This window comes from Isoptericola sp. NPDC019571 (genome assembly GCF_044389385.1).
Taxonomy (GTDB): Bacteria; Actinomycetota; Actinomycetes; order Actinomycetales; family Cellulomonadaceae; genus Isoptericola; species Isoptericola nanjingensis.
This window is the reverse complement of record NZ_JBIRXZ010000002.1, coordinates 363,125-386,247: the sequence shown is the minus strand read 5'-3', so window position 1 is coordinate 386,247 and position 23,123 is coordinate 363,125. Positions and strand designations below refer to the sequence as shown.

At 74.4% G+C, this 23,123-nt stretch carries 20 protein-coding genes; 4 read left to right on the top strand and 16 right to left on the bottom strand.

Annotation, left to right across the window (positions count from 1 at the left end):
• Window positions 1-11: 11 nt before the first annotated feature.
• Together ACH443_RS05125 and ACH443_RS05120 are read left to right on the top strand one after the other, a co-directional pair.
• Entirely contained in the window at window positions 12-1,202 is a 1,191-nt protein-coding gene (locus tag ACH443_RS05125) for an MFS transporter (protein WP_430589647.1), read from the top strand.
• A gap of 96 nt (window positions 1,203-1,298) precedes the next feature.
• Window positions 1,299-1,874, top strand: a complete 576-nt coding sequence (locus ACH443_RS05120; RefSeq protein WP_430589646.1) for a hypothetical protein — start codon at window positions 1,299-1,301, stop codon at window positions 1,872-1,874.
• Here ACH443_RS05120 and ACH443_RS05115 read toward each other — a convergent pair.
• The 8 genes from ACH443_RS05115 to ACH443_RS05080 form a co-directional block, all read right to left on the bottom strand.
• Window positions 1,852-2,328: a tetratricopeptide repeat protein gene (locus tag ACH443_RS05115; RefSeq protein ID WP_429762250.1), complete on the bottom strand. Its 477-nt coding sequence runs from the start codon at window positions 2,326-2,328 to the stop codon at window positions 1,852-1,854. The genes ACH443_RS05120 and ACH443_RS05115 overlap by 23 nt on opposite strands.
• Complete coding sequence (gene dapB / locus ACH443_RS05110; RefSeq protein WP_430589645.1) at window positions 2,325-3,098, bottom strand: 4-hydroxy-tetrahydrodipicolinate reductase; 774 nt, start codon at window positions 3,096-3,098, stop codon at window positions 2,325-2,327. The genes ACH443_RS05115 and dapB overlap by 4 nt, the downstream gene beginning before the upstream one ends.
• 43 nt (window positions 3,099-3,141) lie before the next feature.
• On the bottom strand, window positions 3,142-4,470 hold the full coding sequence (locus tag ACH443_RS05105; RefSeq protein ID WP_430555864.1) for a M16 family metallopeptidase: 1,329 nt from the start codon (window positions 4,468-4,470) through the stop codon (window positions 3,142-3,144).
• A 7-nt stretch (window positions 4,471-4,477) separates the two neighbouring features.
• Window positions 4,478-6,703 (bottom strand): polyribonucleotide nucleotidyltransferase, encoded by a 2,226-nt coding sequence (locus ACH443_RS05100; RefSeq protein WP_429762253.1) that lies wholly within the window; start codon window positions 6,701-6,703, stop codon window positions 4,478-4,480.
• A 209-nt stretch (window positions 6,704-6,912) separates the two neighbouring features.
• A complete protein-coding gene (gene rpsO, locus ACH443_RS05095) occupies window positions 6,913-7,182 on the bottom strand; it encodes a 30S ribosomal protein S15 (RefSeq protein ID WP_429762254.1) in 270 nt (89 codons plus the stop codon).
• 157 nt (window positions 7,183-7,339) lie between these two features.
• Entirely contained in the window at window positions 7,340-9,316 is a 1,977-nt protein-coding gene (locus tag ACH443_RS05090; RefSeq protein ID WP_430589644.1) for a heme peroxidase family protein, read from the bottom strand.
• Between the two features lie 306 nt (window positions 9,317-9,622).
• Window positions 9,623-10,597, bottom strand: coding sequence for a bifunctional riboflavin kinase/FAD synthetase (locus ACH443_RS05085; protein ID WP_429762256.1), 975 nt, complete (start codon window positions 10,595-10,597; stop codon window positions 9,623-9,625).
• Window positions 10,598-10,700: 103 nt separating this feature from the next.
• A complete protein-coding gene (locus ACH443_RS05080; protein WP_430555862.1) occupies window positions 10,701-11,294 on the bottom strand; it encodes a TetR/AcrR family transcriptional regulator in 594 nt (197 codons plus the stop codon).
• A 115-nt stretch (window positions 11,295-11,409) separates the two neighbouring features.
• Here ACH443_RS05080 and ACH443_RS05075 point away from each other — a divergent pair, with 115 nt between their 5' ends.
• The gene (locus ACH443_RS05075) at window positions 11,410-12,519 is read left to right on the top strand and encodes a hypothetical protein (protein ID WP_430589643.1); all 1,110 of its coding nucleotides are present in this window, start codon (window positions 11,410-11,412) and stop codon (window positions 12,517-12,519) included.
• A gap of 36 nt (window positions 12,520-12,555) precedes the next feature.
• Here ACH443_RS05075 and truB read toward each other — a convergent pair whose 3' ends face one another.
• The 7 genes from truB to rimP all read right to left on the bottom strand — a co-directional run bounded on the left by truB (window position 12,556) and on the right by rimP (window position 19,783).
• A complete protein-coding gene (gene truB, locus ACH443_RS05070; RefSeq protein ID WP_430589642.1) occupies window positions 12,556-13,518 on the bottom strand; it encodes a tRNA pseudouridine(55) synthase TruB in 963 nt (320 codons plus the stop codon).
• Window positions 13,519-13,562: 44 nt separating this feature from the next.
• On the bottom strand, window positions 13,563-14,102 hold the full coding sequence (gene pyrE, locus ACH443_RS05065; RefSeq protein ID WP_430589641.1) for an orotate phosphoribosyltransferase: 540 nt from the start codon (window positions 14,100-14,102) through the stop codon (window positions 13,563-13,565).
• A gap of 38 nt (window positions 14,103-14,140) precedes the next feature.
• Window positions 14,141-14,602, bottom strand: coding sequence for a 30S ribosome-binding factor RbfA (gene rbfA / locus ACH443_RS05060; protein ID WP_430589640.1), 462 nt, complete (start codon window positions 14,600-14,602; stop codon window positions 14,141-14,143).
• A gap of 103 nt (window positions 14,603-14,705) precedes the next feature.
• On the bottom strand, window positions 14,706-17,576 hold the full coding sequence (gene infB / locus ACH443_RS05055; protein WP_430555858.1) for a translation initiation factor IF-2: 2,871 nt from the start codon (window positions 17,574-17,576) through the stop codon (window positions 14,706-14,708).
• A 186-nt stretch (window positions 17,577-17,762) separates the two neighbouring features.
• Window positions 17,763-18,020, bottom strand: coding sequence for a YlxR family protein (locus ACH443_RS05050; RefSeq protein ID WP_430589639.1), 258 nt, complete (start codon window positions 18,018-18,020; stop codon window positions 17,763-17,765).
• A gap of 102 nt (window positions 18,021-18,122) precedes the next feature.
• Complete coding sequence (gene nusA, locus ACH443_RS05045) at window positions 18,123-19,190, bottom strand: transcription termination factor NusA (RefSeq protein WP_430589638.1); 1,068 nt, start codon at window positions 19,188-19,190, stop codon at window positions 18,123-18,125.
• Between the two features lie 2 nt (window positions 19,191-19,192).
• On the bottom strand, window positions 19,193-19,783 hold the full coding sequence (gene rimP / locus ACH443_RS05040) for a ribosome maturation factor RimP (RefSeq protein ID WP_429762264.1): 591 nt from the start codon (window positions 19,781-19,783) through the stop codon (window positions 19,193-19,195).
• Window positions 19,784-19,971: 188 nt separating this feature from the next.
• Between rimP and ACH443_RS05035 the strand changes: the two genes are divergently transcribed.
• Window positions 19,972-21,186 (top strand): DUF4439 domain-containing protein, encoded by a 1,215-nt coding sequence (locus tag ACH443_RS05035; RefSeq protein ID WP_430589637.1) that lies wholly within the window; start codon window positions 19,972-19,974, stop codon window positions 21,184-21,186.
• A gap of 25 nt (window positions 21,187-21,211) precedes the next feature.
• On the opposite strand, the gene ACH443_RS05030 is transcribed toward ACH443_RS05035, so the two are convergent.
• Window positions 21,212-23,017, bottom strand: a complete 1,806-nt coding sequence (locus ACH443_RS05030) for a proline--tRNA ligase (protein ID WP_430589636.1) — start codon at window positions 23,015-23,017, stop codon at window positions 21,212-21,214.
• Window positions 23,018-23,123: the final 106 nt, after the last annotated feature.

Sequence of the window (23,123 nt, the reverse complement as noted above, 5' to 3'; positions counted from 1 at the left end):
AGGATGAGGCGGTGACGTCCTCCTCCCCGGCCCCCGCCCGCACCGTCCGGGACGCCGCGGCAGGGATCGCCGTCCTCGGCGTCGCCAACTTCGTCGCCATCACCGCCGAGGTGCTGCCGGTGGGCCTGCTGCCGCAGGTCGCGCGCGGCGTCGGCGTGAGCGAGTCGACGGCAGGCCTGCTGGTCACGGTCTACGCGTTCGTGGTCGCCGCCTGCGCGGTGCCGCTGACGATCGCCACCCGGTCGCTCGCCCGCAAGCCTCTGCTGCTCGCGACGCTCGCCACGTACGCGGCGAGCAACCTGCTGGTGGCCGTCGCGCCGTCGTACGCCGTGGTCGCGGGCGCGCGCGTGCTCGGCGGGCTGGGGCACGCGGTGTTCTTCTCCGTGTCGATCGCGTACGCCGCGCGCCTCGTGAGCCCCCTGTACACCGGCCGTGCCCTCACCCTCGTGACCGCCGGAGGCACCCTCGGCTTCGTGCTCGGCGTGCCGCTGTCGACGTCGCTCGGGGCCGCGGTGGGCTGGCGCTGGTCGTTCGGCGTGCTCGCCGCCGTCTGCACGGTGACCGCCCTGCTGGTGGCGCGCCTGCTGCCGTCGGTCGCCGTCGAGCCCTCCGCCCCGCGCGACGCCGCGGCCGCCCGCCGCGGGCGCGCCCGCCTCGGACTCGTGGTCGGCACGAACACCGTGCTCTTCGGCGGCCAGTACACCGTGTACACGTACATCTCCGTGCTGCTGCTGGCCGCCGGGCTGTCGGAGGCCGCCGTCGGGCCGGTGCTGCTGGTGTTCGGCGCGCTCGGGCTGGTCGGGCTCTGGGCCGCGGCCCGCTACCTCGACCACAGCCCTCGCGCCCTGACGATCGCGTCCATGGCCGCGATCGCCGTGGCCCTCGTCGCCGTCGCGCTCGCGCTGCCGGGCGCCGTCGGCGTGCTGGTCGCGGCGGGCGTCTGGCTCGCCGCGTTCGGTGCCATCCCCGCCACGTTCCAGGCCGCGGCGCTGCGCACCCAGGGCGCCACGCCCGACATCGCCGGGGCGTTCGTCAACGCGACCTCGAACTTCGGCATCGGGCTCGGCGCGGCCGTGGGCGCGGTGGTGGTCGCCGGTCCCGGGCCGCGCGCCCTGGCGCTGACCGGGGCCGCGATCGTCGCCGTCGCGCTCGTGGCGGTGCTCGTCGCCCGCCAGGCGTTCCCGCGCCACGCGACGTCGTAGGCGTCGGCAGGCCCGGGCGAGTCGTTCCGACGATCCGTTCCCGGGTCGTCACGACGCCGTGACGCGCCCGTAGCACCCGGGTGCGAGCGTGTCCCCATGAACCTGTCGGGGTCCCTGCCGGGAGCGCGGCGCGGCGGCAGCGCCGCGCCCCTCGTGACCGACTACTTCGCGGCGCCCACCGATGCCGTCGCGGCGACGGTGGTGCACCAGGAGGCGGGGCCGTCGGTCCTGGCGCGAGGCTCGGGCCGGCCGCTCTTCGACACCGTGCGGCTGCCGGCGGTGGAGCCGTTCGTGATGCTGGGACGCGTCGCGGAGGCGCTGTGCGCGCGGCCGTACGCGGAGGTCACGGCCCATCCGCGGCACGGCGTCCTCGTGGACGGCGCGGACGAGGGCCCCTGGGTGGTGGCCGTCTCGGACCAGCTCGCGGAGGCGCTGGCCGCCGCGGCCCCGGACCGGCTGCTCGACGTCGCACGCTCGTGGGCCACGGCGAGCGGCGGGAGCCTGCCCGCCGCCGACCGGCTCGCGCCCGCCCTGGTCGCGCTGGGCGGGCTCGCCGACCGCGCACGCCAGGTGCGCCACGGGCTGTACTGCTGGGCGCAGCTCACGCCGTGGGGCCCGCCGGCCGTCGGGACCCCGGCCGGCGGCCCGGTCAGGACGTCGCGCCCGGCCTGAACATCGACGACGCCTTGCGCAGCGTCTCGCGGGCCCGACGGCGGTCGCCCGCGGCGTCGTAGGCGAACGCCAGGTGATACCAGACCTTCCAGTCGTCCGGGTCCTGCTCCGCCGCGGCCCGGCGCTCCTCGAAGGCGGCGTCCGCGGCCGCGCGGTCCACCCGTCCACCGGGCGAGCGCGGCAGGTCGTCCACCGGCAGCTCGCCCGCGGCCGCGAGCACGTCGGCCATGTGCTGCACCCGCGTCGCGAGGCGGTACTCGCGCGCGATGAGCACGATGACGAGCAGCGGGATGACCAGCACGGCCAGGCCGATCGCGATCAGCACCGGCTCGCCGGTGCCGATCATCGACACGCCGCGCCCGGCGATCTGCCAGACGTACAACGCGAGCAGCGCGGTGACGGCGACCGCCCCCGCGAGCCCCCGCGGCAGCCGCCGGCGCGGCGCGTCGCTCACGACAGGTCCAGCACGTTCTCGAGGCCCACGGTCAGCTCGGGCCGCGAGACGACCTCGCGCACCGCCAGCAGCACGCCGGGCATGAACGACACCCGGTCGAACGAGTCCTGCCGGATCACGAGCTGCTCGCCGACGTTCCCGAACAGGATCTCCTCGTGCGCCACGAGGCCCCGCAGCCGGACGGCGTGGACGCGCACCCCGTCGACGTCGGCGCCGCGCGCCTCGACGCCCGTCTCGGTGGCGTCCGGCATCGCGGCCAGGCCGGCCTCGGACCGCGCGCGGGCGATCGCCGCGGCGGTGTGCCGCGCCGTGCCCGACGGGGCGTCGACCTTGTCGGGGTGGTGCAGCTCGACCACCTCGGCGGACTCGAAGTACCGCGCCGCCTTGGCCGCGAACGTCATCGCCAGCACGGCCGACAGGCCGAAGTTCGGCGCGATGAGCACGCCCAGCCCGTCCTGTCCGGCCCGCGCGGCGTTGACGCGCTCCAGGTGCTCCGTGACCCGGCCGCGCGAGGCGTCGTCCCACCCGGTCGTCCCGACGACGGCGTGCGCACCGGCGTCGAGCACCGCGTGCACGTTCGCCTCCGTGGCGGCCGGCACCGTGAAGTCGATCGCCACGTCGGCGCCGGCCAGGGCGTCGGCGTCGACCGCGTCGCCGGCGTCGAGGCGCGCGACCAGCTCGAGGTCCGCCGCCTCCTCGACCGCCCGGCACACGGTGGCGCCCATCCGCCCGGCCGCTCCGAGCACGGCCACCTTGATGCTCTTGGTCATGGGTGAGTCTCCGATCTCGTTCTTCATGTCGTCGGGACCGGTCTCAGTCGCCGAACGGACCGACGCGCACGACGGACCGCGGCCGCGCGGCCAGGTCGGCGGCGAGCTCGCGGACGTCGTCGACGGTCACGGCACGGACCCGCTCGAGGGACTCCTCCAGGGTCAGCAGCTCGCCGTACACCAGCTCGGCCTTGCCCAGCCGGCTCATGCGCGACCCGGAGTCCTCCAGGCCGAGCACGAGGCCGCCCGAGAGCTGCCCGATGCTGCGCTCCAGCTCGGCGTCCGTGATGGGCTCGGTCGCCATCCGCTCCAGCTCGGCGACGAGCAGCTCGGTGACCTGGTCGACCTTCGCGGGCGAGCAGCCGGCGTACAGGCCGAACGTGCCGAGCCCGCCGTGACCGGAGGCGAACGAGTACGTGGTGTACGCCAGTCCGCGGCGCTCGCGCACCTCCTGGAAGAGGCGCGACGACATGCCGCCGCCCAGGACGGCGTTGAGCACGGACAGCGTGAAGCGGCGGTCGTCGGTGGCTGCGAGGCCCGTGGACCCCACGATGACGTTCGCCTGCTCCACCTGGCGCCGCACGGTGAGCTCGACGCCCTCCGTCGGGACGCCGACGGGGTCGGCGGCGGTCGGGCGCCGGTCGCGCGGGGCCGCCCCGGCGGCCAGGTCCCAGCCGCCGGTGGTCAGCGCATCCGTCACCTGCCCGACGAGGGCGTCGTGGTCGACGCCGCCCGCGGCGGAGACCACCAGGGTCTCGGGCCGGTAGTGCCAGCGGTAGTGCTCCCAGACGGCGTCGCGCGGCACGGCCCGGATCGTGTCCGGGGTGCCACCGATCGGCCGGCCGAGCGGATGCGTGCCGAGCACGGCGGCGGAGAACTCCTCGTGCACGACGTCGCCCGGGTCGTCGTCGTTCATCGCGAGCTCTTCGAGGATCACGCCGCGCTCGGTCTCGAGCTCGCCCTCGTCGAGGCGCGCCGAGGTGACCATGTCGGCGATGACGTCGACCGCCATCGGCAGGTCGGCGTCGAGCACGCGGGCGTAGTAGCAGGTGTGCTCCTTGCCCGTGGCCGCGTTGGCCTCGCCGCCGACGGCGTCGAAGGCCTCGGCGATGTCCATCGCCGAGCGGCGGGGCGTGCCCTTGAACAGCAGGTGCTCGAGGAAGTGCGTGGAGCCGAAGTGGCCGTCGGTCTCGTCGCGGGAGCCGACGCCGACCCAGGCGCCCACCGTGGCCGAGCGCAGGCCCGGCATCGACTCGGTGAGCACACGAACACCGCCGGGCAGGACGGTGCGACGGATCGTCGCACCGTCCTGCCCGGCGGTCAGGTCGGCACCGGGCTCGCCCGCGGGGACGAGCGGAAGGTGCCAGGACATCAGAGCGTCAGGCCTCCGCGGGGGCGTCGGCGGCGGGCTCGTCGGCCTTCTCGTCCTCGGTCACCGCGACGAGCGAGAGCTTGCCGCGCGGGTCGATCTCGCCGATCTCGACCTGGACCTTCTGGCCCACGGACAGCACGTCGTCGACGTTCTCGACGCGCTTGCCGCCCACGAGCTTGCGGATCTGGCTGATGTGCAGCAGACCGTCCTTGCCCGGCGAGAGGGAGATGAACGCGCCGAACGACGTCGTCTTGACGACGGTGCCGACGAAGCGCTCGCCCACCTCGGGGACGTGCGGGTTGGCGATCGCGTTGATCGCCGCGCGGGCGGCCTCGGCCGAGGGGCCGTCGGTGGCGCCGATGTAGACGGTGCCGTCGTCCTCGATGGAGATGTCCGCGCCCGTCTCCTCCTGGATCTGGTTGATCATCTTGCCCTTGGGCCCGATGACCTCGCCGATCTTGTCGACCGGCACCTTCACGGAGATGACGCGCGGGGCGTTCGGGGACATCTCGTCGGGCACGTCGATCGCCTCGGCGAGCACCTCGAGGATGGTCAGGCGCGCGTCGCGGGCCTGGGTCAGCGCGCCGGCCAGGACCGACGCCGGGATTCCGTCGAGCTTGGTGTCGAGCTGGATGGCCGTGACGAACTCGCTGGTGCCGGCGACCTTGAAGTCCATGTCGCCGAACGCGTCCTCCGCGCCCAGGATGTCGGTCAGGGCCGCGTAGCGGGTCTCACCGTCGACCGTGTCGGAGATGAGGCCCATGGCGATGCCCGCGACCGGCGCCTTCAGCGGCACACCCGCGTTGAGCAGCGACAGCGTCGAGGCGCAGACGGAGCCCATCGAGGTGGAGCCGTTCGACCCCAGCGCCTCGGACACCTGGCGGATCGCGTAGGGGAACTCCTCGCGCGACGGCAGCACGGGCACGAGGGCACGCTCGGCCAGCGCGCCGTGGCCGATCTCGCGGCGCTTCGGGCTGCCGACGCGGCCCGTCTCACCGGTGGAGAACGGCGGGAAGTTGTAGTTGTGCATGTAGCGCTTGCGCGTGACCGGCCCGAGCGAGTCGATCTGCTGCTCCATGCGCAGCATGTTCAGCGTGGTGACGCCCAGGATCTGGGTCTCGCCGCGCTCGAACAGGGCGGAGCCGTGCACGCGCGGGATGACCTCGACCTCGGCCGACAGGGTGCGGATGTCCGCGAGCCCACGACCGTCGATGCGCACACCGTCGGTGAGAACGCGCTGGCGGATGAGCTTCTTCTGCAGGGCGCGGTACGCGGCCGACAGCTCCTTCTCGCGGCCCTCGAAGCGCTCGCCGAGCGCGCCGAGCAGGCCCTCCTTGAGCTCGTCCAGACGGTTCTCGCGGTCCTGCTTGTCCGCGATCGCGAGCGCGTCGCGCAGCGTCGTGGAGACCTCGTCCTCGACGGCGGCGAACGCGTCGTCCTGGTAGTCGAGGAAGACCGGGTAGTCCTTGACCTCCTTGGCCGCCTGGGCGGCGAGCGAGGCCTGCGCCTCGCAGAGGGCCTTGAGGAACGGCTTCGACGCCTCGATGCCCTGGGCGACGACCTCCTCGGTCGGCGCGGCGACGCCCTCGGTCTTGATGAGCTTCCAGGCGTCGTCGGTCGCCTCGGCCTCGATCATCGCGATGGCGACGTCGTCGCCCACGATGCGGCCGGCCACGACCATGTTGAAGACGGCGCGCTCGAGGTCCGAGTACTTCGGGAACGCGACCCACTGGCCGTCGATCAGCGCGACGCGCACGCCCGCGACCGGGCCGGAGAACGGCAGGCCGGAGATCTGCGTGGACGCCGACGCGGCGTTGATCGCGAGGACGTCGTAGGCGTCGTCGGGGTGGATGGCCAGGACGTCGATGACGACCTGGACCTCGTTGCGCAGGCCCTTCACGAACAGCGGGCGCAGCGGGCGGTCGATGAGGCGGCAGGCCAGGATCGCCTCCGTCGAGGGGCGGCCCTCGCGGCGGAAGAACGAGCCGGGGATCTTGCCGGCGGCGTACTGCCGCTCCTCGACGTCCACCGTCAGCGGGAAGAAGTCGAACTGGTCCTTGGGGTGCTTGCCGGCCGTCGTGGCCGACAGCAGCATCGTCTCGCCGTCCAGGTACGCGGCGACGGAGCCGGCGGCCTGGCGGGCGAGGCGGCCCGTCTCGAAGCGGACGGTGCGGGTGCCGAAGCGGCCGTTGTCGATGACGGCCTCGGCGAACTGGATCTCGGGACCCTCCACGGGTGCCCTCCTTGATCTCGAGGGCGCCGCCGCGGCTCGGCGGTCTTCGATCGAGGCCCACGGAGCCGGGCCCGGCCGCGGGGCCGGACGGTTCGGGGGGCCACTACCGAGGACCGGACGAGGATCCGGCGGCGCGATGGTGGTTATGACAGGGACATCACACCAGACCAGCCCGGCCCCCGCGAGGGTGACCGGGCTGGCAGGCGGAGTCAGCGGCGCAGACCGAGGCGCTGGATCAGCGCGCGGTAACGCTCGATGTCGATCTTCTGCAGGTAGGCCTGCAGGCGGCGGCGCTGGCCGACGAGGAGCAGCAGGCCACGACGCGAGTGGTGGTCGTGCTTGTGCTCCTTGAGGTGCTCGTTCAGGTCGTTGATGCGCTGCGTGAGGAGCGCGATCTGCACCTCGGGCGAGCCGGTGTCGCCCTCGTGAGTGGCGTACTCGGTGATGATGGACTGCTTGGTGGCAGCGTCGAGCGGCATGGCTCTCCTTCGGTGTCGTTGCGCGGTGCTCCGGGACTCGTTCACCGGGGCGCTCTGGATCCGCGGCCGTTCGTACGGCCCCACCATGCTACCAGCGCGCCGCCCGCCGGATCCCGGCGGGCGGCGCGACGTGTGCCACGACACAACGACGAGCGGCTCAGTCCCCGTCGTGCCCCGCCGGGAGCCCGCCGACCTGGCGGAACGTCGTGCCGTCGTCGAGGGCCAGGACGCCGGCGAAGCGGAGCAGGTCGCCGATCGTCGTGATCATCTTCCCGCCGTCGATCCGCACCCCCTGCGCCGGGGTCCAGCCCACGGAGAGGTACGAGGCGTCGTCGGCCCGGAGCAGGTAGACGAAGGTCTCGCACAGGATCCGGCTGCCGACGTCCCCGAGGAAGTTGCCGTTCCCCTGGATCTCCGCCTCCTTGAGCACGTAGTACCACAGCGGCGTCCCGTCCAGCGCCGACAGGGCGTCCTTGACGTCCTGGGACGCACCCCGGGTGAGCTGCTCGGGGGTCAGGGCCGGCACGTGCAGCGCCTCCGCCACCGCCTCGCCGGTGGGCAGGGACAGCCAGTACCCGCGCAGCAGGTTCCGCTGCGCGAGCTGCTTGAGCAGGGCGCTGACCCCCGGGGCCAGGCCCGGGTCGTTGCCCTCCTTGAGCATCGTCGCCAGGCCGTTGGCGAGGAACGGGTCGATCTTCGCCGCCGAGCGCCGGCGGTCCGGGTCGCCCTTGTCGACGAACCGGGCCCAGTCGATCGGCCAGTTCGACGGGAGCACCTCGCCGGGAGGCGCGCCCGTGGGCACGAGGCCTCCGCCGCCGGTGAACTCGAACAGCTGCACCAGGCTCCCGAACGCGGCCCGCGGCGGTGCGGCCGGCGGGGCGACCTTCCCGAAGTTGAGGTTGTAGTCGTAGCCGCCCCGCACCATCGAGTGCCCGAAACGGAAGGCCGCGACCGCGAACTCGAGCGGCATCGCGATCTTGCGGCGGGGCCGGAACAGCAGGGAGGGCTCCACGAGCACCTCGTCGAGCACCCCCGGCTTGGTCAGCGTGCGCAGGTAGTCGTGCACGACCAGCCACTGGTAGTGGTGCTGCGTGAGCTGCTGGGCGCGGTCGAAGACCGCCCGCTCGTCCACCGTGAGCCACGGCTCGGTGCGGCGGACCCACTCGACGACGGCGTTGTGGAACCGGATGAACCCGAGGTGGAGCTGGGCCACGACGAGGTTCTCGTCGTTGCGCCCGTCCGGGATCTTCGCGGACCCGGGGGCCGGTCGGTCGCTTTCGGGGACGTCGAGCTCCGCGATCTCCTCGGACGAGAACCGCGGCAGGTCGCGCTGCGGGTCGTCGCCCGGGGGGACCAGCTCGAACCCCGGGATCGGGGTCGTCGCCACGCGGCCGAGCGCGAGCTTGGTCGGGTCGGTCGTGGCGTACGCGGCCTCGCTGCGGGTTGTCCTCCGACCGGGCTCGCCCGGGAACCGCGGTCCGCTGCCGTACAGGCTGTCGAGGTTGAGGAACGGGTGCCGGCCGTTGTGCAGGCTGCGGACCACGACCTCGGGCGGGAACGCCGTGAACGGGTCGGACACGATGTCGCCCAGCACCAGGTCACCGGGTCGCGGCCGCTCCCCCGCCCCTGGCGGGCCGTCGGGCCCGTTGGTGTTGAGGGTGATGTCGTGGTCGATGAACTGACCCCAGTAGGTGTAGATCGCGGGGACCGTGGAGTCCAGGGCCGGGTTCGGCGGACCTGCCGGCTCGATCATCCCCGCGCCGAGCTTCTTCAGCGCCGCGGCGACCGCGTCCACGGTCGGTCCACCGATCGGCCCCTCGGGCGGGTCGTCGCCGTCGCCGACCGGCAGGTGAGCGGCGGGGAAGCGCCCGCGCAGGCCGCGGAAGAGGTAGTCGAACGACGTCGTCGCCTCGAAGCGGTCCTCGACGATGTCGCGCAGGACGGCGAGCTCCGTCTCGTGCAGCAGGGGTGCGGGCGACGACCCCGGGTCGGGATCGGGTCGCGGACGGGGTCGAGGGCGCGGGCGGACCTGGCCGCCGTGGCGCACGCTGCGCACCGTCCGGCCGACCGGGTCCGAGTGGAGGTCGTGCCCGGGCTCGGGCGCTTCCTGCTCGATGGCTTGCTGAGCCGCCATGGCTCTGCCCCTCTCGGGAGAAGCGGGCGCCGGGCGCCGCCCGACGCGGGGCGAGTCCCGGGCCGCCGCCGCTCAGGGAGGGAGACGGCCCGGGACAGCGCGCTGCGACGCGGCCACCGCAGTGGATCAGGGAGTGCGATGGCACGCCGCGACGGGTCCGCGGTACCACCGCGGCCCACGGACCGGGCACGCCCGCTCCGTCACGCCAGGAGAGAGGGCCGCCGACCGCGCCCGTGACCGGTCACGCGCGCTTTCACCCGCTCCCGCGTCGCGGGAGGCGTCAGCGCAGGATCGCAGCGCGGGATCTCAGCGCAGGATGTCGCGTGCCCGCGCGACGTCGGCGTGCATCTGCTCGATGAGCGGCTCGACGCCGTCGAACCGCAGCGTGGGACGGAGCCGCTCCACGAGCTCCAGCACGACCGTCTCCCCGTACAGGTCCAGGTCATCGCGGCCGAGCACGTAGGCCTCGACGCGACGCTCCACGCCGTCGAACGTCGGGTTGGTGCCCACGGAGATGGCCGCGGGCAGGTCGGCGTCAGGGTTGCCCGGGTCCTCCTGCGCGAGCTGCGGCCGCAGCAGCCGGCCCGCGTACACGCCGTCGGCGGGGACCATGCCCTCGGCGTGCCCGAGGTTCGCCGTCGGGAAGCCGAGCTCGCGCCCGCGCGCGTCCCCGTGCACCACGGTGCCGCGCACGCGGTGGGGCCGGCCGAGCACCTCGGCCGCCTGGGCCACGTCACCCTCCGCCAGCAGCGCCCGCGCGGCCGACGACGACCAGCGCTCGCGCGCCCCGGCGCTGCCGGGCGCGCACTCGCCGACGTCGTCCACGGCCACGACCTCGAAGCCGTGGGTGCCGCCGAGCTCCACCATCGTGGCCAGCGTGCCGGCGTTGCCCTTGCCGAAGCGGACGTCGTGCCCGACGACGACGGAGCGCGCGCCCAGGCCGTCCACCAGGTAGCGGGTGACGAACTCCTCCGGCGTCTGCGCAGCGAGATCGAGCGTGTACGGCACGACCAGCACGGCGTCGAGGCCCGCACGGGCCAGGAGGTCGAGCCGGTCGCGCAGCCCCGTCAGCAGCTCGGGCGCCGTCTCCGGACGGTGCACCTGGGCCGGGTGCGGGTCGAAGGTGAGAGCCACCGCGAGGCGGTCGTCGGCGCGGGCCAGGTCCACGAGGCGCCCCAGCACGGCCTGGTGGCCGCGGTGGACGCCGTCGAAGTTGCCGATCGTGACGACCGACGGGCCGAAGCCGCCGGGGACCTGGTCCAGGTCCGTGAACACCTGCACGCGTCGCGCTCCGTCTCGTCGAGGTCGGCTGCCGGCGCCCCCTGCGGGCACCGACCGTCAAGAATAGACCGACGATCCCGCACCGGACGGACGCGCGCCCCGCTCATCGCGGCAGCACCGCCGCGGCGGCGGCGAGGTACCGCTCGGGGTCGAAGTCGTCGAGCATCGCCCGCTGCATGAGGAACCCCTGGCCCAGGCCCAGCATCACGGGCAGCAGGAGCTCGGCCGCGGCGTCCGGGCCGTCGGGGGCGAGGTCGGGCCGCGTGGCGTACCAGGTGCGCAGCGCGCCGCGGAGGACGCCCTTGAGCGTCGACACGACCTCCTGGACGACGTCGTGGATCACCTCGTCGACGGTGGACTCCGCCCAGAGCTGCACGAGGAGGCGGCCGTCCTCGAGGTCCCGGCTCATGCCGCCCGTGAGGATGGTCAGCACCGTCAGCGGCGGGGGCGGCCCCCCGGTGCCCGAGGCGTCCTCGATCTCCGCCCCGCGCCGGGAGAGCACCTCCTCGGCGACGGCGGCGAAGAGGGCCTGCTTGCCGTCGTAGTGGCCGTAGATCGCCCCCGCGGACAGCCCCGACTCCGCGACGACGTCGGAGATGGAGGTGCGCTGGTATCCCTTGGCCGTGAACGCGCGGAGCGCCGCCGCCCGGATCTGCGCGCGTCGCGCCTCGCGGTGCGCGTCGGTCACACGTGGCATCGGACCCCTTCCCGAGGGCGGTGGCGGACGGTTGACAAGTCTAGGGACCGGCGCGCACTCTTGCGATAAAGAACGAACATTCGTTTTTTGAGATTCGCACCTCCGGGAGCCCCCCATGTCGTCCACCTCGGACACCACCGCACCACCCGTCGAGCGCCCTGCGCCGCACACGCCGTGGGGCCGCGTCGTCGGCCTCGGCGTCGCGGTCGCCGCCGTCGTCGGCGTGCTCGTGCTCGCCTTCTCCTGGCCCGCCGTCACGGCCGAGCCGAAGGACCTCCCCGTGGCCGTCGCCGGCCCGCCGCAGGCCGTCGCCGGCGTGGGGGCCGCCCTCGTCGAGGCGCAGCCCGGCGCCGTCGACCTCCTCCCGGTCGCGGACCGCGACGCGGCCGTCGCCGCGATCCAGGAGCGCGACGCCTACGGCGCGATCGTGCTCGGCGAGGCGCCCGAGGTGCTCACGGCCTCGGCGGCCGGCAGCGTCACGAACCAGCTCCTCACCGGGCTCGCGCCCCGGCTGCAGGCGGGTCTCGCGCAGCAAGCGGCCGCCGCCGGAGGTGACCCGGCCGCCGCCCCGTCCGTCACCGTGACCGACGTCGTCCCCCTGTCCCCGGACGACCCGCGCGGGACCGGCCTGACCGCGGCGATGTTCCCCCTGCTGCTGGGCGGGATGCTCGGCGGCATCGCGATCTCCGTGCTGGTGGTGGGCGCCCTGCGCCGGGTGCTCGCCGTCGCCGTGTACGCGGCGGTGGGCGGGGGCGTCCTCGTGGCCGTGCTGCAGTCGTGGTTCGGGGCGCTGCAGGGCGACTGGTGGACGAACGCAGGGGCCGCGGCGCTCGCGCTCGCGGCCGTGGCCGCGCCGATCACCGGGTTCGTGGCGCTGCTCGGGCGGGCCGGGATCGCGGTCGGCGCGGTGACGATGATGCTCGCCGCCAACCCGATCTCCGGCGCCACCATGCCGCCGGAGTTCCTCCCGTGGCACTGGGGCGAGATCGGCCAGTGGTTCCCGCCGGGTGCGGGCGCCACCCTGCTGCGCGACCTGTCGTACTTCCCGTCGGCGGACGCCGCGCCCGCCTGGCTCGCCCTCGGCCTCTGGGCCGCGGCGGGGGTGCTCCTGTCGCTGGTGGGCCACCTGCGCACCGCCGGCGGCGTCGAGCCCGACGCCGAGGCCGCGCGCGACGAGGCGCTGGAGCGCGCCGCGCGCCATGGCGAGCCGGCGCTCCACGCCTGACGGACGCCCCCGACCGCGCCGGTCGCGGGGTGCGCTTCAGCCGCCGGCCGGGGCGAGGACGAGGACGGGCTTCGCCAGCGCCTCGCCGCGGCGACGGGTGTCCTCCAGCAGTGCGACGAGCACGCCGTCCGGGCCGATCGCGGCGACCGTGCCGCGCTCTCCGCTCGCAGGCACCCACTGGCCGTAGCCGAGGGCGCGAGCCTCGTCGGCCGTCAGCTCCCTCACCGGGAACGTCGCGCGGGCGGCCTCCGCGAGCGGCAGCGTCGCGAGCACGCCGTCGGCGTCCGCCTGGGCCTCGAGCTCCTCGAGCGTGCGTGCCGCGGCGAGCTCGTAGCCGCCCACCCTCGTGCGGCGCAGCGCCGTGAGGTGGCCGCCCGTCCCGAGCGCGGCGCCCAGGTCGCGGGCCAGCGCGCGGACGTACGTCCCCGAGGACACGACCACGGTCACGTCGACGTCGAGCACGGCCACGCCGTCGTCCGTCGTCGCGGGGCGTGTGCCGAGCACGTCGAAGCGGCTCACGGTGACCGGGCGGGCCTCGAGGACCACGTCCTCCCCCGCCCGGGCGCGCGCGTAGGCACGCTTGCCGTCCACCTTGATCGCGCTCACCGTCGTGGGCACCTGCCGGATGTCCCCCGTCAGGACGGCAACCTCGCGTGCCAGGTCGGCGCCGTCGACGCCGGCGCCGACCCCGAGGGCCTCGACGACCTCGCCCTCCGCGTCGTCCGTCGCGGTGGCGACGCCGAGGCGGATCGTCGCGTCGTACGCCTTGTCCGCGCCGACCACGTAGGTGAGCAGCTTCGTGGCCCGCCCGACCCCGACGACGAGCACGCCCGTCGCCATCGGGTCGAGGGTGCCCGCGTGGCCGACCTTGCGCGTCCCGGCCAGCCGGCGGCACCGCCCGACGACGTCGTGACTGGTCCAGCCCGCCGGCTTGTCGACGACGAGGAACCCGTCAGGAGCGGTCGGGCGGCGGGGCGGGCGCGCGTGGCCGTCGGTCATGAGTTCTCCGGGGTCGTCCGTGGCGGTGGTGGGGAGCGGGGCGCTCAGGCGAGCGTGGCGTCGAGCTGCGCCTTCGTGAGGACGGCGCGGACCTCGAGCCCCAGGTCCGCGAGGGGTTCGGCGGCGGCCGGGCTGCGATCGATCGCGCAGAGCACAGTCTCGACGACAGCGCCGGCGGCCCGCAGCGCGAGCGTCGCGTCGCGGACCGCGCCGCCCGTGGTGACGACGTCCTCGACGAGCGTCACCCGTCGCCCGGCAACGGGCGGGCCCTCGGCCAACTTCGCGGTGCCGTACCGCTTGGCCTCCTTGCGGACGAACAGCGCGGGCCGCCCCGTCAGCGCGCTGAGCACCGTCACCAGCGGCACGCCACCCAGCTCGAGGCCGCCGAGCAGGTCCGTGCCGTCCGGGACCAGCGGCGCCATCCGCGCCGCGACACGGGCCAGCAGCACCGGGTCCGTCTCGAACAGGTACTTGTCGAAGTACTCGGACGCCGTCTGCCCGCTGCGCAGCCTGAAGGTGCCGGAGCACCGGCACGCCCGGTCGACGTCGCGGGCCAGGTCGGGGTCGTCGTCGCGGAATGTCATACCCCCACCCTGGCGCAGGACGCCGACCGGGCGTTGGCTCACGCCTCGTCCTCGTCGTCCTCGCGCGGCTTGCGGTACGGGTCCTCCTCGCCGGCGAAGCCCTTGCCCTCGCGCAGGGCGGCGAGCTCGGCGTCCCGGCGCTGCGCCTCGAGGAGCGCGGCGTCCAGGTGCGCGGCGTTCTCCGGCATCGAGTCCAGGAAGAACTCGAGGGTCGGGGTGAGCCGCACGCCGGTCTGCTTGCCGACCTCCGAGCGGATCACGCCCTTGGCGCTCTCCAGGGCCGCCGCGGTGCCCGCCCGCTCCTCGTCCGTGCCGAGCACCGTGTAGAACACCGAGGCGTTCTGCAGGTCGCCCGTGACCCGGACGTCCGTCACGGTGACGAAGCCGAGACGCGGGTCCTTGATCCGTGTGTCGAGCAGCTGCGCGACGATCTCCTTGATGCGGTCCGCGAGCTTGCGGGCACGCGGGTTCTCGGGCCTTTCGCCCTTGGGTCCGGGCATGGGTGTCTCCCTCTCTCGACGCCGACGGCGCCCCGCCCTGCCCTGCTCCTGTCGAAGCGGGGCGGGTCGGGACGCCGTCGGGCTGTACCTTGCGGCGCGACCGTCAGGCGCGCGGCTTCTCGCGCATCTCGAAGGTCTCGATGATGTCACCCTCGGTGACGTCGTTGAACGACCCCAGGCCGATACCGCACTCGAAGCCCTCGCGGACCTCGGTGACGTCGTCCTTCTCGCGACGCAGCGACTCGATCGTGAGGTCGTCCCCGACGATCTTGCCGTTGCGCAGGACGCGCGCCTTCGTGTTGCGGCGGATGGTGCCCGACCGGACGATCGAGCCCGCGATGTTGCCGAACTTCGAGGAGCGGAAGACCTGGCGGATCTCCGCCGTGCCCAGCTGGGCCTCCTCGTACTCCGGCTTGAGCATCCCCTTGAGGGCCGCCTCGACGTCGTCGATCGCCTGGTAGATGACCGAGTAGAACTTGACCTCGACGCCCTCGCGGTCCGCGAGGTCCTCGACGCGCTCGCCGAACTTCACGTTGAAGCCGATGATGACCGCGTTGTCGACCGTGGCCAGGTTGACGTCGTTCTGCGTGATCGCACCCACACCGCGGTGGATGACGCGCAGCTCGACCTCGTCGCCGACGTCGATCTTGAGCAGGGCGTCCTCCAGGGCCTCCACGGCACCGGAGACGTCGCCCTTGAGGACCAGGTTGAGGGTCTCGACCTTGCCCTGCTGGAGCGCCTGCGTGAAGTCCTCGAGGCTGATGCGCTTGCGGCGCTTGGCCAGGAGGGCGGCACGCTCGGCGGCCTCGCGCTTCTCGGCGATCTGGCGGGCCGTGCGCTCGTCCGGCGCCACCAGGAAGGTGTCGCCGGCGCTCGGCACCGACGCGAGACCGAGCACCAGGACCGGCCGGGCCGGGCCCGCCTCGGTCACGGCTTCGCCGTGCTCGTCGAACATGGCGCGCACGCGGCCGTGAGCCGTGCCCGCGACGATCGCGTCACCGACGCGCAGGGTGCCCGACTGGACGAGGACGGTCGCGACGGCGCCGCGGCCCTTGTCGAGGTTGGCCTCGATGGCCACGCCTCGGGCGTCCTTGTCCGGGTTCGCCCGCAGGTCCAGCGAGGCGTCCGCCGTGAGCAGCACCGCCTCGAGGAGCTGGTCGATGCCCTGGTTCTGCTTCGCGGAGACGTCGACGAACATCGTCTCGCCGCCGTACTCCTCGGCCACCAGGTTGTACTCGGTGAGCTGCTGGCGGATCTTGTCGGGGTTCGCCCCCTCCTTGTCCACCTTGTTCACCGCGACCACGATCGGCACGTTGGCCGCCTGGGCGTGGTTCAGCGCCTCCACCGTCTGCGGCATGACGCCGTCGTCGGCGGCGACCACGAGGATCGCGATGTCCGTCACCTGGGCACCACGGGCACGCATGGCGGTGAACGCCTCGTGACCCGGGGTGTCGATGAAGGTGATCGGACGGTCGACGCCCTCGTGCTCACGACGCACCTGGTACGCACCGATGTGCTGGGTGATGCCGCCGGCCTCGCCGGAGACGACGTCGGTCTGGCGGATCGCGTCGAGAAGACGCGTCTTGCCGTGGTCGACGTGACCCATGACGGTGACGACCGGCGGACGCGGCATGAGCTCGTCGTCCGACTCGCCCTCGAGCTCGGCGTCGAGGTCGATGTCGAAGGCCCCGAGCAGCTCGCGGTCCTCCTCCTCGGCCGACACCATCTCGATGACGTAGCCGAGCTCGGAGGCCAGCGTGCCGAACGTGTCCTCGTCCAGCGACTGCGTCGCGGTCGCCATCTCACCGAGGTGGAACAGCACCGTGACCAGGCTCGCGGGGTTCGCGTCGATCTTGTCGGCGAAGTCGTTCAACGACGAGCCGTGACGCAGGCGGACGACGGTCGAACCGTTGCCGCGGGGCACCTGCACGCCGCCGAGCGACGGCGCCTGCATCTGCTCGAACTCCTGCCGCTTCGCGCGCTTCGACTTCCGCCCACGGACCGGACGGCCGCCTGCACGGCCGAACGCACCCTGCGTGGAACCGCGACCGGCACCGCCGCGACCGCCGGGACGGCCGCCGAAGCCGCCGCCACCGCCGGGACGGAAGCCGCCGCCACCACCGCCGCCGGGGCCACCACCGCGACCGCCGCCACGGCCGCCGCCCGCGGGCGCGGGGCGCTCGCCGGGACGCGGCATCGAGGTCTTGCCCGGCATCATGCCGGGGTTGGGGCGCGGGCCGCCGGGACGAGGCGCCGCGGGACGCGGGCCGCCGGGGCGGGGACCGCCCGGACGGGGACCGCCGGGACGCTCGCCCGAACGCTCGGGCGCGGCCTCGCCGCGGTCCGGGCGCTGGCCGGGGCGCGGCATGCCCTGGCTCGACGCGAACGGGTTGTTGCCCGGGCGCGGGCCACCGGCGCCGCCGGGGCGCTGCCCCTGGCGCGGCATGCCCTGGCTGGACGCGAACGGGTTGTTGCCGGGGCGCGGGGCGCGGCCGCCCTTGCCGTCACGACCACCGTCACGGCCGCCGTCGCGCTGCTCGCGCGCGGCCGGCGCCGGCTTCGGCGCCGCGGGACGCGGACCGGGGGTCGGCGCACCGGGACGGGTGGCGGGCTTGGCCGGGGCCTCCGGCGCCGCCGCGGCGGGGGTCGCGGCCGCCGCCGGGGCGGCGGGCGCCTCGGCCTCGGGCGCGGGGGTCGGCTTCTGCGCGGCGGGCTTGGGGGCGGGCTTCGCCGGAACCGCCTGCTGCTCGGCGCGGGGCGCCGCAGCCTTCGGCTCGGCGGACTTGCTCGCCGGGGCGCCCGAGGACGCGGGGGCCGCGTCCTTGTACTTGTCGCGCATGGCTCGCTCGACCGGTGCCTCGAGCGTCGAGGACGCCGAACGGACGAACTCGCCCGCCGACTTCAGGTCGGCGAGCAGGGTCTTGCTCTCCACCCCGAGCTGCTTGGCCAGCTCGTGAACGCGGATCTTCGCCACAACTCTCCTGTCTCGGCCCTCCTGCGAGACAGGGAGGACCGTCGTTAGTACCGAGTACTCATCGCACGGAACTCATCGGGTGCCCATCGGCTTCTGACCCGCTTCCTTGTCGACTTCAGTGGGTGCGGCCGAGCGTGCTCGGTCGCGATGGTCCGGCCGCCGGGTGGCGGTGCGGACCGGAGGGACTCAACGGTCTCGCCGCTCCAGGTGTTCCCGGACGCCGGAGAGGTCGAGGGGACCGGTGACGCGCAGAGCGCGCGGCACGGCCCGACGACGCTCGGCGAGCGCCAGGCAGGCGGGCGTCGGATGGATCCAGGCGCCACGCCCCGGCAGGCACCCTCGCATGTCGACCACGAGGACTTCCTCGCGTCCCGACGGCTCGAGCACCAGCCGCAGAAGAGCGGACCGCTGGTCACGCTCCCGGCACCCGACGCACGTCCGCACCGGGCCGGAGGTTTCCGGAGGGGTGCGAGGGGAGGTCGAGGGCTGGGCGCGTGGCCCGGTCCCCGACAGTCTAGCGCGACGACCCACGTGCCGTGACCGGCCTCAGTCCTCGGCCCCGCGGCTCGCCGCGGCCCCACCTGCGTCGTCGCCCTCGGCAGCGCCCCCGGCGGGCGCCGCCTCGTCCGACCGGATGTCGATCCGCCAGCCCGTCAGCTTCGCGGCGAGACGGGCGTTCTGCCCCTCCTTGCCGATCGCGAGCGACAGCTGGTAGTCCGGCACCACGGCCCGCGCGGCCTTGGCGTCGGCGTCGACCACGGTGACGGAGGTCACACGGGCGGGCGAGAGCGCGTTGGCCACGAAGCGGGCCGGGTCGTCGCTGTGGTCGACGATGTCGATCTTCTCCCCGTGCAGCTCCGCCATGACGGCACGCACGCGCGCGCCCATCGGGCCGATGCAGGCGCCCTTGGCGTTCAGCCCGGCCACCTTGGACCGGACGGCGACCTTGGAGCGGTGGCCCGCCTCGCGGGCGATCGCCGTGATCTCGACGGCGCCGTCCGCGATCTCCGGGACCTCGAGCTCGAACAGCTTGCGCACGAGGCCCGGGTGCGTGCGGCTCAGCACCACCTGGGCGCCCTTCATGCCGCGGGACACCTCGACCACGTAGGCGCGCAGCCGCTCGCCGTGCACGTACTCCTCGGTGGGCACCTGCTCGTGCGGGGGCAGGACGGCCTCCGTGCCGCCGACGTCCACGAGGACGACGCGCGGGTCGCGGCCCTGCTGGATGACGCCCGCGAGGACCTCGCCCTCCTTGCCGCGGAACATGCCGAGCACCTGGTCGTCCTCGGCGTCGCGCAGGCGCTGCACGATGACCTGCCGGGCCGTCGCGGTCGCGATGCGGCCGAAGTCGGCGGGCGTGTGGTCGAACTCGGGCCCGAGCTCGATCGTGGGCCGCGCCTCCGGGTCCTCGGGGTCCGGCGTACGGATCTCCTCGCGCGCCCACACGGCGACGTGCCCGGACTTGCGGTCCACCTCGACGCGGGCGCGCGGGTAGGCGTCGGGCGTGCGGTGGTAGGCCGACAGCAGCGCCTGCTCGATCGCTTCCACGAGGACGTCGAGGCTGATGTCCCGCTCCCGCTCCAGCAGCCGAAGCGTGCTCATGTCGATGTCCATCGTCAGCCCTCCTCGTGACGGGCGGAGCCCGTGGTGTGGTCCCGGGCGGCGCCCGTGTCCGTGTCTGTCTCGTGGGGCGCCTCGTCCAGGCGCTTCAGCTCGACCTCGATCTTGCCCTGGCGCACGTCGGCGAGGGGCACCCGGGTGCCGTCCTCGAGCACCAGCACCGCGTCCTCGCCCGCGTCGCCCGTGCCGGGCTCGACCTCCGTCAGGCGGCCCGACGTCGTGCCGCCGGCGCGCAGCCGCAGCACGACCAGGCGGCCGCGCGCGCGCCGGAAGTGGCGCAGCTCGGTCAGCGGCCGGGAGGTGCCGGGCGTCGAGATCTCGAGCGTGTACGCACCGGGGACGACGTCGTCGGCGTCCAGCGCCGCGGAGACCGCGCGCGAGACGTCGCCGAGCGTGTCGGAGTCGAGGCTGCCCAGCACGTCCTCGGGGAGGTCCACGGTGACGCGCACGACCGACTTCGCGCCGGCCTGCGTGACGACGACGTCCTCGAGGTACAGGCCCGCGCCGTCGACCGCCGGGGTGACGACCCGCCGCACCGCCTCGGCCTTCGCTCCGCCCGCCGTGGTGCGGCCGTGCTGCGCTGCCATCCCTGCCTCCCGTGGGTCACGTCGTGGACTGCCGTGTGCTCCCGCGCCGGGACGTCCCGCGGCCGGTGTGTCGTTGTGTGCAGCGACCAGCGTAACGAACGACGGGGCCGTCCCGCGCCGTCCGGCGCCCGTGACGGGCGGAGGAACGTCACACGGACGGGGTCGCGCGCGTGGCATCATCGGCCTCGATGGAACCTCAGCCCGCCCCCGACCGGTCCGCCGCCGACGACGTGACCGGCGCGGGCGTGCCCACCGCCCGGCAGCACCGCCCCGTGGCCGTCGCCGCGGGGGCGCTGCTCGCCGTCGGGCTCCTGGCGGGGTGCGGCGTGCGGCTGGAGGCCCCGCCCGCGGGCGAGCCGGTGCCCGACAGCCTCGAGGTGGTGCGCCGCACCGCCGTCGCGGACGCCCTCCTCGTGGCCGACGGCGCCGAGGCCGCGCTCGAGGAGCTCCCCACGTCGCGCAAGCGGGTCGTCGCCGAGCTCACGCGCATCGCCGCGGACTCGCGCGAGCAGGCCGAGGCGCTGGGCGGCGAGTACGACTCCGGGCTCGCCACCGGCGCCCCCACGGACGCACCGTCCTCGGCCTGGGACAAGGCGACCCCGGCCGACGTCGTCGAGGCGCTCGACGACGCGGCCGCCCGGTCGCGGACGGCCGCCGGGAGCACCGGCGACGGGCCGCTGGCCCGGCTGCTGGCGTCGGTCGGCGCGGCGCAGACCGTCTCGGGCGAGCGCCTCGCGGCGCTGGTCGACGTCGACGGTCCCGACATCGTCGAACCCCGCGTGCCGGAGCCTGCGGACGCCGACGCGGGCGACGAGGGCGACGAGGGCGACGAGGGCGACGAGGGCGACGAGGACGACGCCGAGGAGGACGCCCCGCAGGAGGCGGCCTCCCCCGGCTCCCCGACGGACGACGCCACGGCGACCGGGCAGGACGCCGGGGACAGCAGCGCGCAGGACGACGACACCGTGCCCGAGGGGCTCACACCCCACGACCTGAGCACTCTCGTCGTGTCCGAGGACGCGACCCGCTACGCGCTGCAGCTGCGCGCGGCGATCGGCTCCGGCACGACGCGCGACCGGCTGCTCGAGCGGGTCGCCGTGCACGCGCAGCGGGCGGACGGGTGGGCCGCCGTGGCGGGCACGCAGGCGACGGCGGACGACCCGCGGCGCGCCGCCTACGCCGTGCCGCGGGTCGCGGACCAGGGGGACAAGGCCCTGGTGATCGACCTGGAGACCGACCTCGCCACCGACTACGCGACCCTCGTGGGCACGACGGCGGCCGGCACCCGCGCGGTGCTCGTCGACCTGCTGGTCGACTCCGCCGTGGCCCTCGACGACTGGGGCGCCGAGCCCGAGCCGTTCCCCGGCCTGCCGGAGCAGGCCGGGGACGACGCGGCCGCCTAGGCTTCCGCGGGGACCGTCCGGTGGGTCAGTCCGCCAGCAGGGCGGCCACGCGCTCGGTCACGACCCGCGCGGCGTCGGCCACCGGGACCTGCTCCGACGCCCCCGCGCGGGGTCGCACCTCCACCAGGCCGTCCGCCAGGCCGCGGCCGACGACGACGATCAACGGCACCCCGAACAGCTCCGCGTCGGCGAACTTCACGCCGGGCGACACCTTGGGGCGGTCGTCGTAGATCACCTCGACGCCCGCGTCGACCAGCTCGGTGGCGAACTTCTCGGCGGCGTCGAAGACCTCGGTGCCCTTGCCCGTCGCGACGACGTGCACGTGCGCGGGCGCCACCTGGGCGGGCCAGGCGAGGCCCTTGTCGTCGTGGTTGTCCTCGGCGATCGCGGCGACCGCGCGGGTGACCCCCACGCCGTAGGAGCCCATCGTGACGGTGACGGCCTTGCCGTTCTCGTCCAGCACCTTGAGGTCGAGCGCCTCCGCGAACTTGCGGCCGAGCTGGAACACGTGGCCCATCTCGATGCCGCGGGCCGTCTCGAGGATGCCGTCGCCGTTGGGGCACGGGTCGCCGGGCCACACCTCGGCGACCTCGATGGTGCCGTCCGCAGTGAAGTCGCGGCCCGCGACGAGGTCGAGCACGTGGCGCCCGGCGACATCGGCACCGGTCACCCAGCGGGTGCCCTCGACCACGCGGGGGTCGAGCAGGTAGCGGACCTTCGACGGCTTGTCCTCGCCCAGGGCCCCCGGCCCGATGTACCCCTTGGCGAGGTCCGGCCGGGCGGCGAAGTCCTCGTCGCCGAACGGCGTGAACTCGGCCGGGTAGAACGCGGCCTCCATGCGCTTGACGTCCACCTCGCGGTCGCCGGGGACGCCGATCGCGACGGCCTCGGTGCTGCCGTCGGGGAGGTCCAGCCGGAACAGGACGTTCTTGAGCGTGTCCCCCGCCGCCCAGGGGCGGTCCTCGCGCGGGAAGCGCTCGTTGAGGTGGTCCACCAGCGAGTCGATCGTCGGCGTGCCCGGGGTGTCCTCGGCGTGGGCCTCGGCGGTGCCCTCGAACGGGACCGGGTCGGGCACGGGCGCCCGCGCGGCCTCGACGTTCGCGGCGTAGCCGCACGCCTTGCACTCGACGTAGGTGTCCTCGCCGATCGCCGACTTGGCGAGGAACTCCTCCGACTTCGAGCCACCCATCGCGCCGGCGTGCGCCGACACGATGACGTACTCGAAGCCGAAGCGGTCGAAGATCCTCTGGTAGGCGGCGCGGTGCTTGGCGTAGCTCGCGTCGAGGCCGGCGTCGTCGACGTCGAAGGAGTACGAGTCCTTCATGATGAACTCGCGGCCGCGGATGAGGCCCGCCCGGGGCCGCGCCTCGTCGCGGTACTTGGTCTGGATCTGGTACAGCGACAGGGGCAGGTCCTTGTACGAGGAGTACAGGTCCTTCACCAGCAGGGTGAACATCTCCTCGTGCGTGGGCGCGAGGAGGTAGTCGGCCTCCTTGCGGTCCTTCAGCCGGAAGATGTTGGGCCCGTACTCGGTCCAGCGGCCGGTGGCCTCGTACGGCTCCCGCGGCAGCAGCGCCGGGAAGTGCACCTCCTGCGCGCCGATCGCGTCCATCTCCTCGCGGACGACGGCCTCGACCTTGGCGAGGACCCGCAGGCCCAGCGGCAGCCAGGAGTAGACGCCGGGGGCGGCGCGGCGGATGTAGCCGGCGCGCACCAGCAGGCGGTGGCTCGCGACCTCGGCGTCGGCCGGGTCCTCCCGCAGGGTGCGGACGAAGAGCTGGGACAGGCGGAGCAGGTCGCCCCGGGGCTGACGGGCGGACACGATCGACATGGGGGCAAGCCTAGCGGCGCCCCGGGGTTCCCCCGGTCGCCCGGATCCCCGGTCGCCCGCAGGATCCTTCCCCTGGTCGGCGTCGGGCCCGGCTGGCAGCATGGCC

What these genes read in the sequence shown, in the direction of transcription:
- ACH443_RS05120 (WP_430589646.1), top strand. Translation starts at nt 1,299, where the DNA reads ATGAACCTGTCGGGGTCCCTGCCGGGAGCGCGGCGCGGCGGCAGCGCC.
- dapB (WP_430589645.1), bottom strand. Translation starts at nt 3,098, where the DNA reads ATGACCAAGAGCATCAAGGTGGCCGTGCTCGGAGCGGCCGGGCGGATG.
- ACH443_RS05105 (WP_430555864.1), bottom strand. Translation starts at nt 4,470, where the DNA reads ATGTCCTGGCACCTTCCGCTCGTCCCCGCGGGCGAGCCCGGTGCCGAC.
- rpsO (WP_429762254.1), bottom strand. Translation starts at nt 7,182, where the DNA reads ATGCCGCTCGACGCTGCCACCAAGCAGTCCATCATCACCGAGTACGCC.
- ACH443_RS05090 (WP_430589644.1), bottom strand. Translation starts at nt 9,316, where the DNA reads ATGGCGGCTCAGCAAGCCATCGAGCAGGAAGCGCCCGAGCCCGGGCAC.
- ACH443_RS05080 (WP_430555862.1), bottom strand. Translation starts at nt 11,294, where the DNA reads ATGCCACGTGTGACCGACGCGCACCGCGAGGCGCGACGCGCGCAGATC.
- ACH443_RS05075 (WP_430589643.1), top strand. Translation starts at nt 11,410, where the DNA reads ATGTCGTCCACCTCGGACACCACCGCACCACCCGTCGAGCGCCCTGCG.
- truB (WP_430589642.1), bottom strand. Translation starts at nt 13,518, where the DNA reads ATGACCGACGGCCACGCGCGCCCGCCCCGCCGCCCGACCGCTCCTGAC.
- pyrE (WP_430589641.1), bottom strand. Translation starts at nt 14,102, where the DNA reads ATGACATTCCGCGACGACGACCCCGACCTGGCCCGCGACGTCGACCGG.
- rbfA (WP_430589640.1), bottom strand. Translation starts at nt 14,602, where the DNA reads ATGCCCGGACCCAAGGGCGAAAGGCCCGAGAACCCGCGTGCCCGCAAG.
- nusA (WP_430589638.1), bottom strand. Translation starts at nt 19,190, where the DNA reads ATGGACATCGACATGAGCACGCTTCGGCTGCTGGAGCGGGAGCGGGAC.
- rimP (WP_429762264.1), bottom strand. Translation starts at nt 19,783, where the DNA reads ATGGCAGCGCAGCACGGCCGCACCACGGCGGGCGGAGCGAAGGCCGAG.
- ACH443_RS05035 (WP_430589637.1), top strand. Translation starts at nt 19,972, where the DNA reads ATGGAACCTCAGCCCGCCCCCGACCGGTCCGCCGCCGACGACGTGACC.
- ACH443_RS05030 (WP_430589636.1), bottom strand. Translation starts at nt 23,017, where the DNA reads ATGTCGATCGTGTCCGCCCGTCAGCCCCGGGGCGACCTGCTCCGCCTG.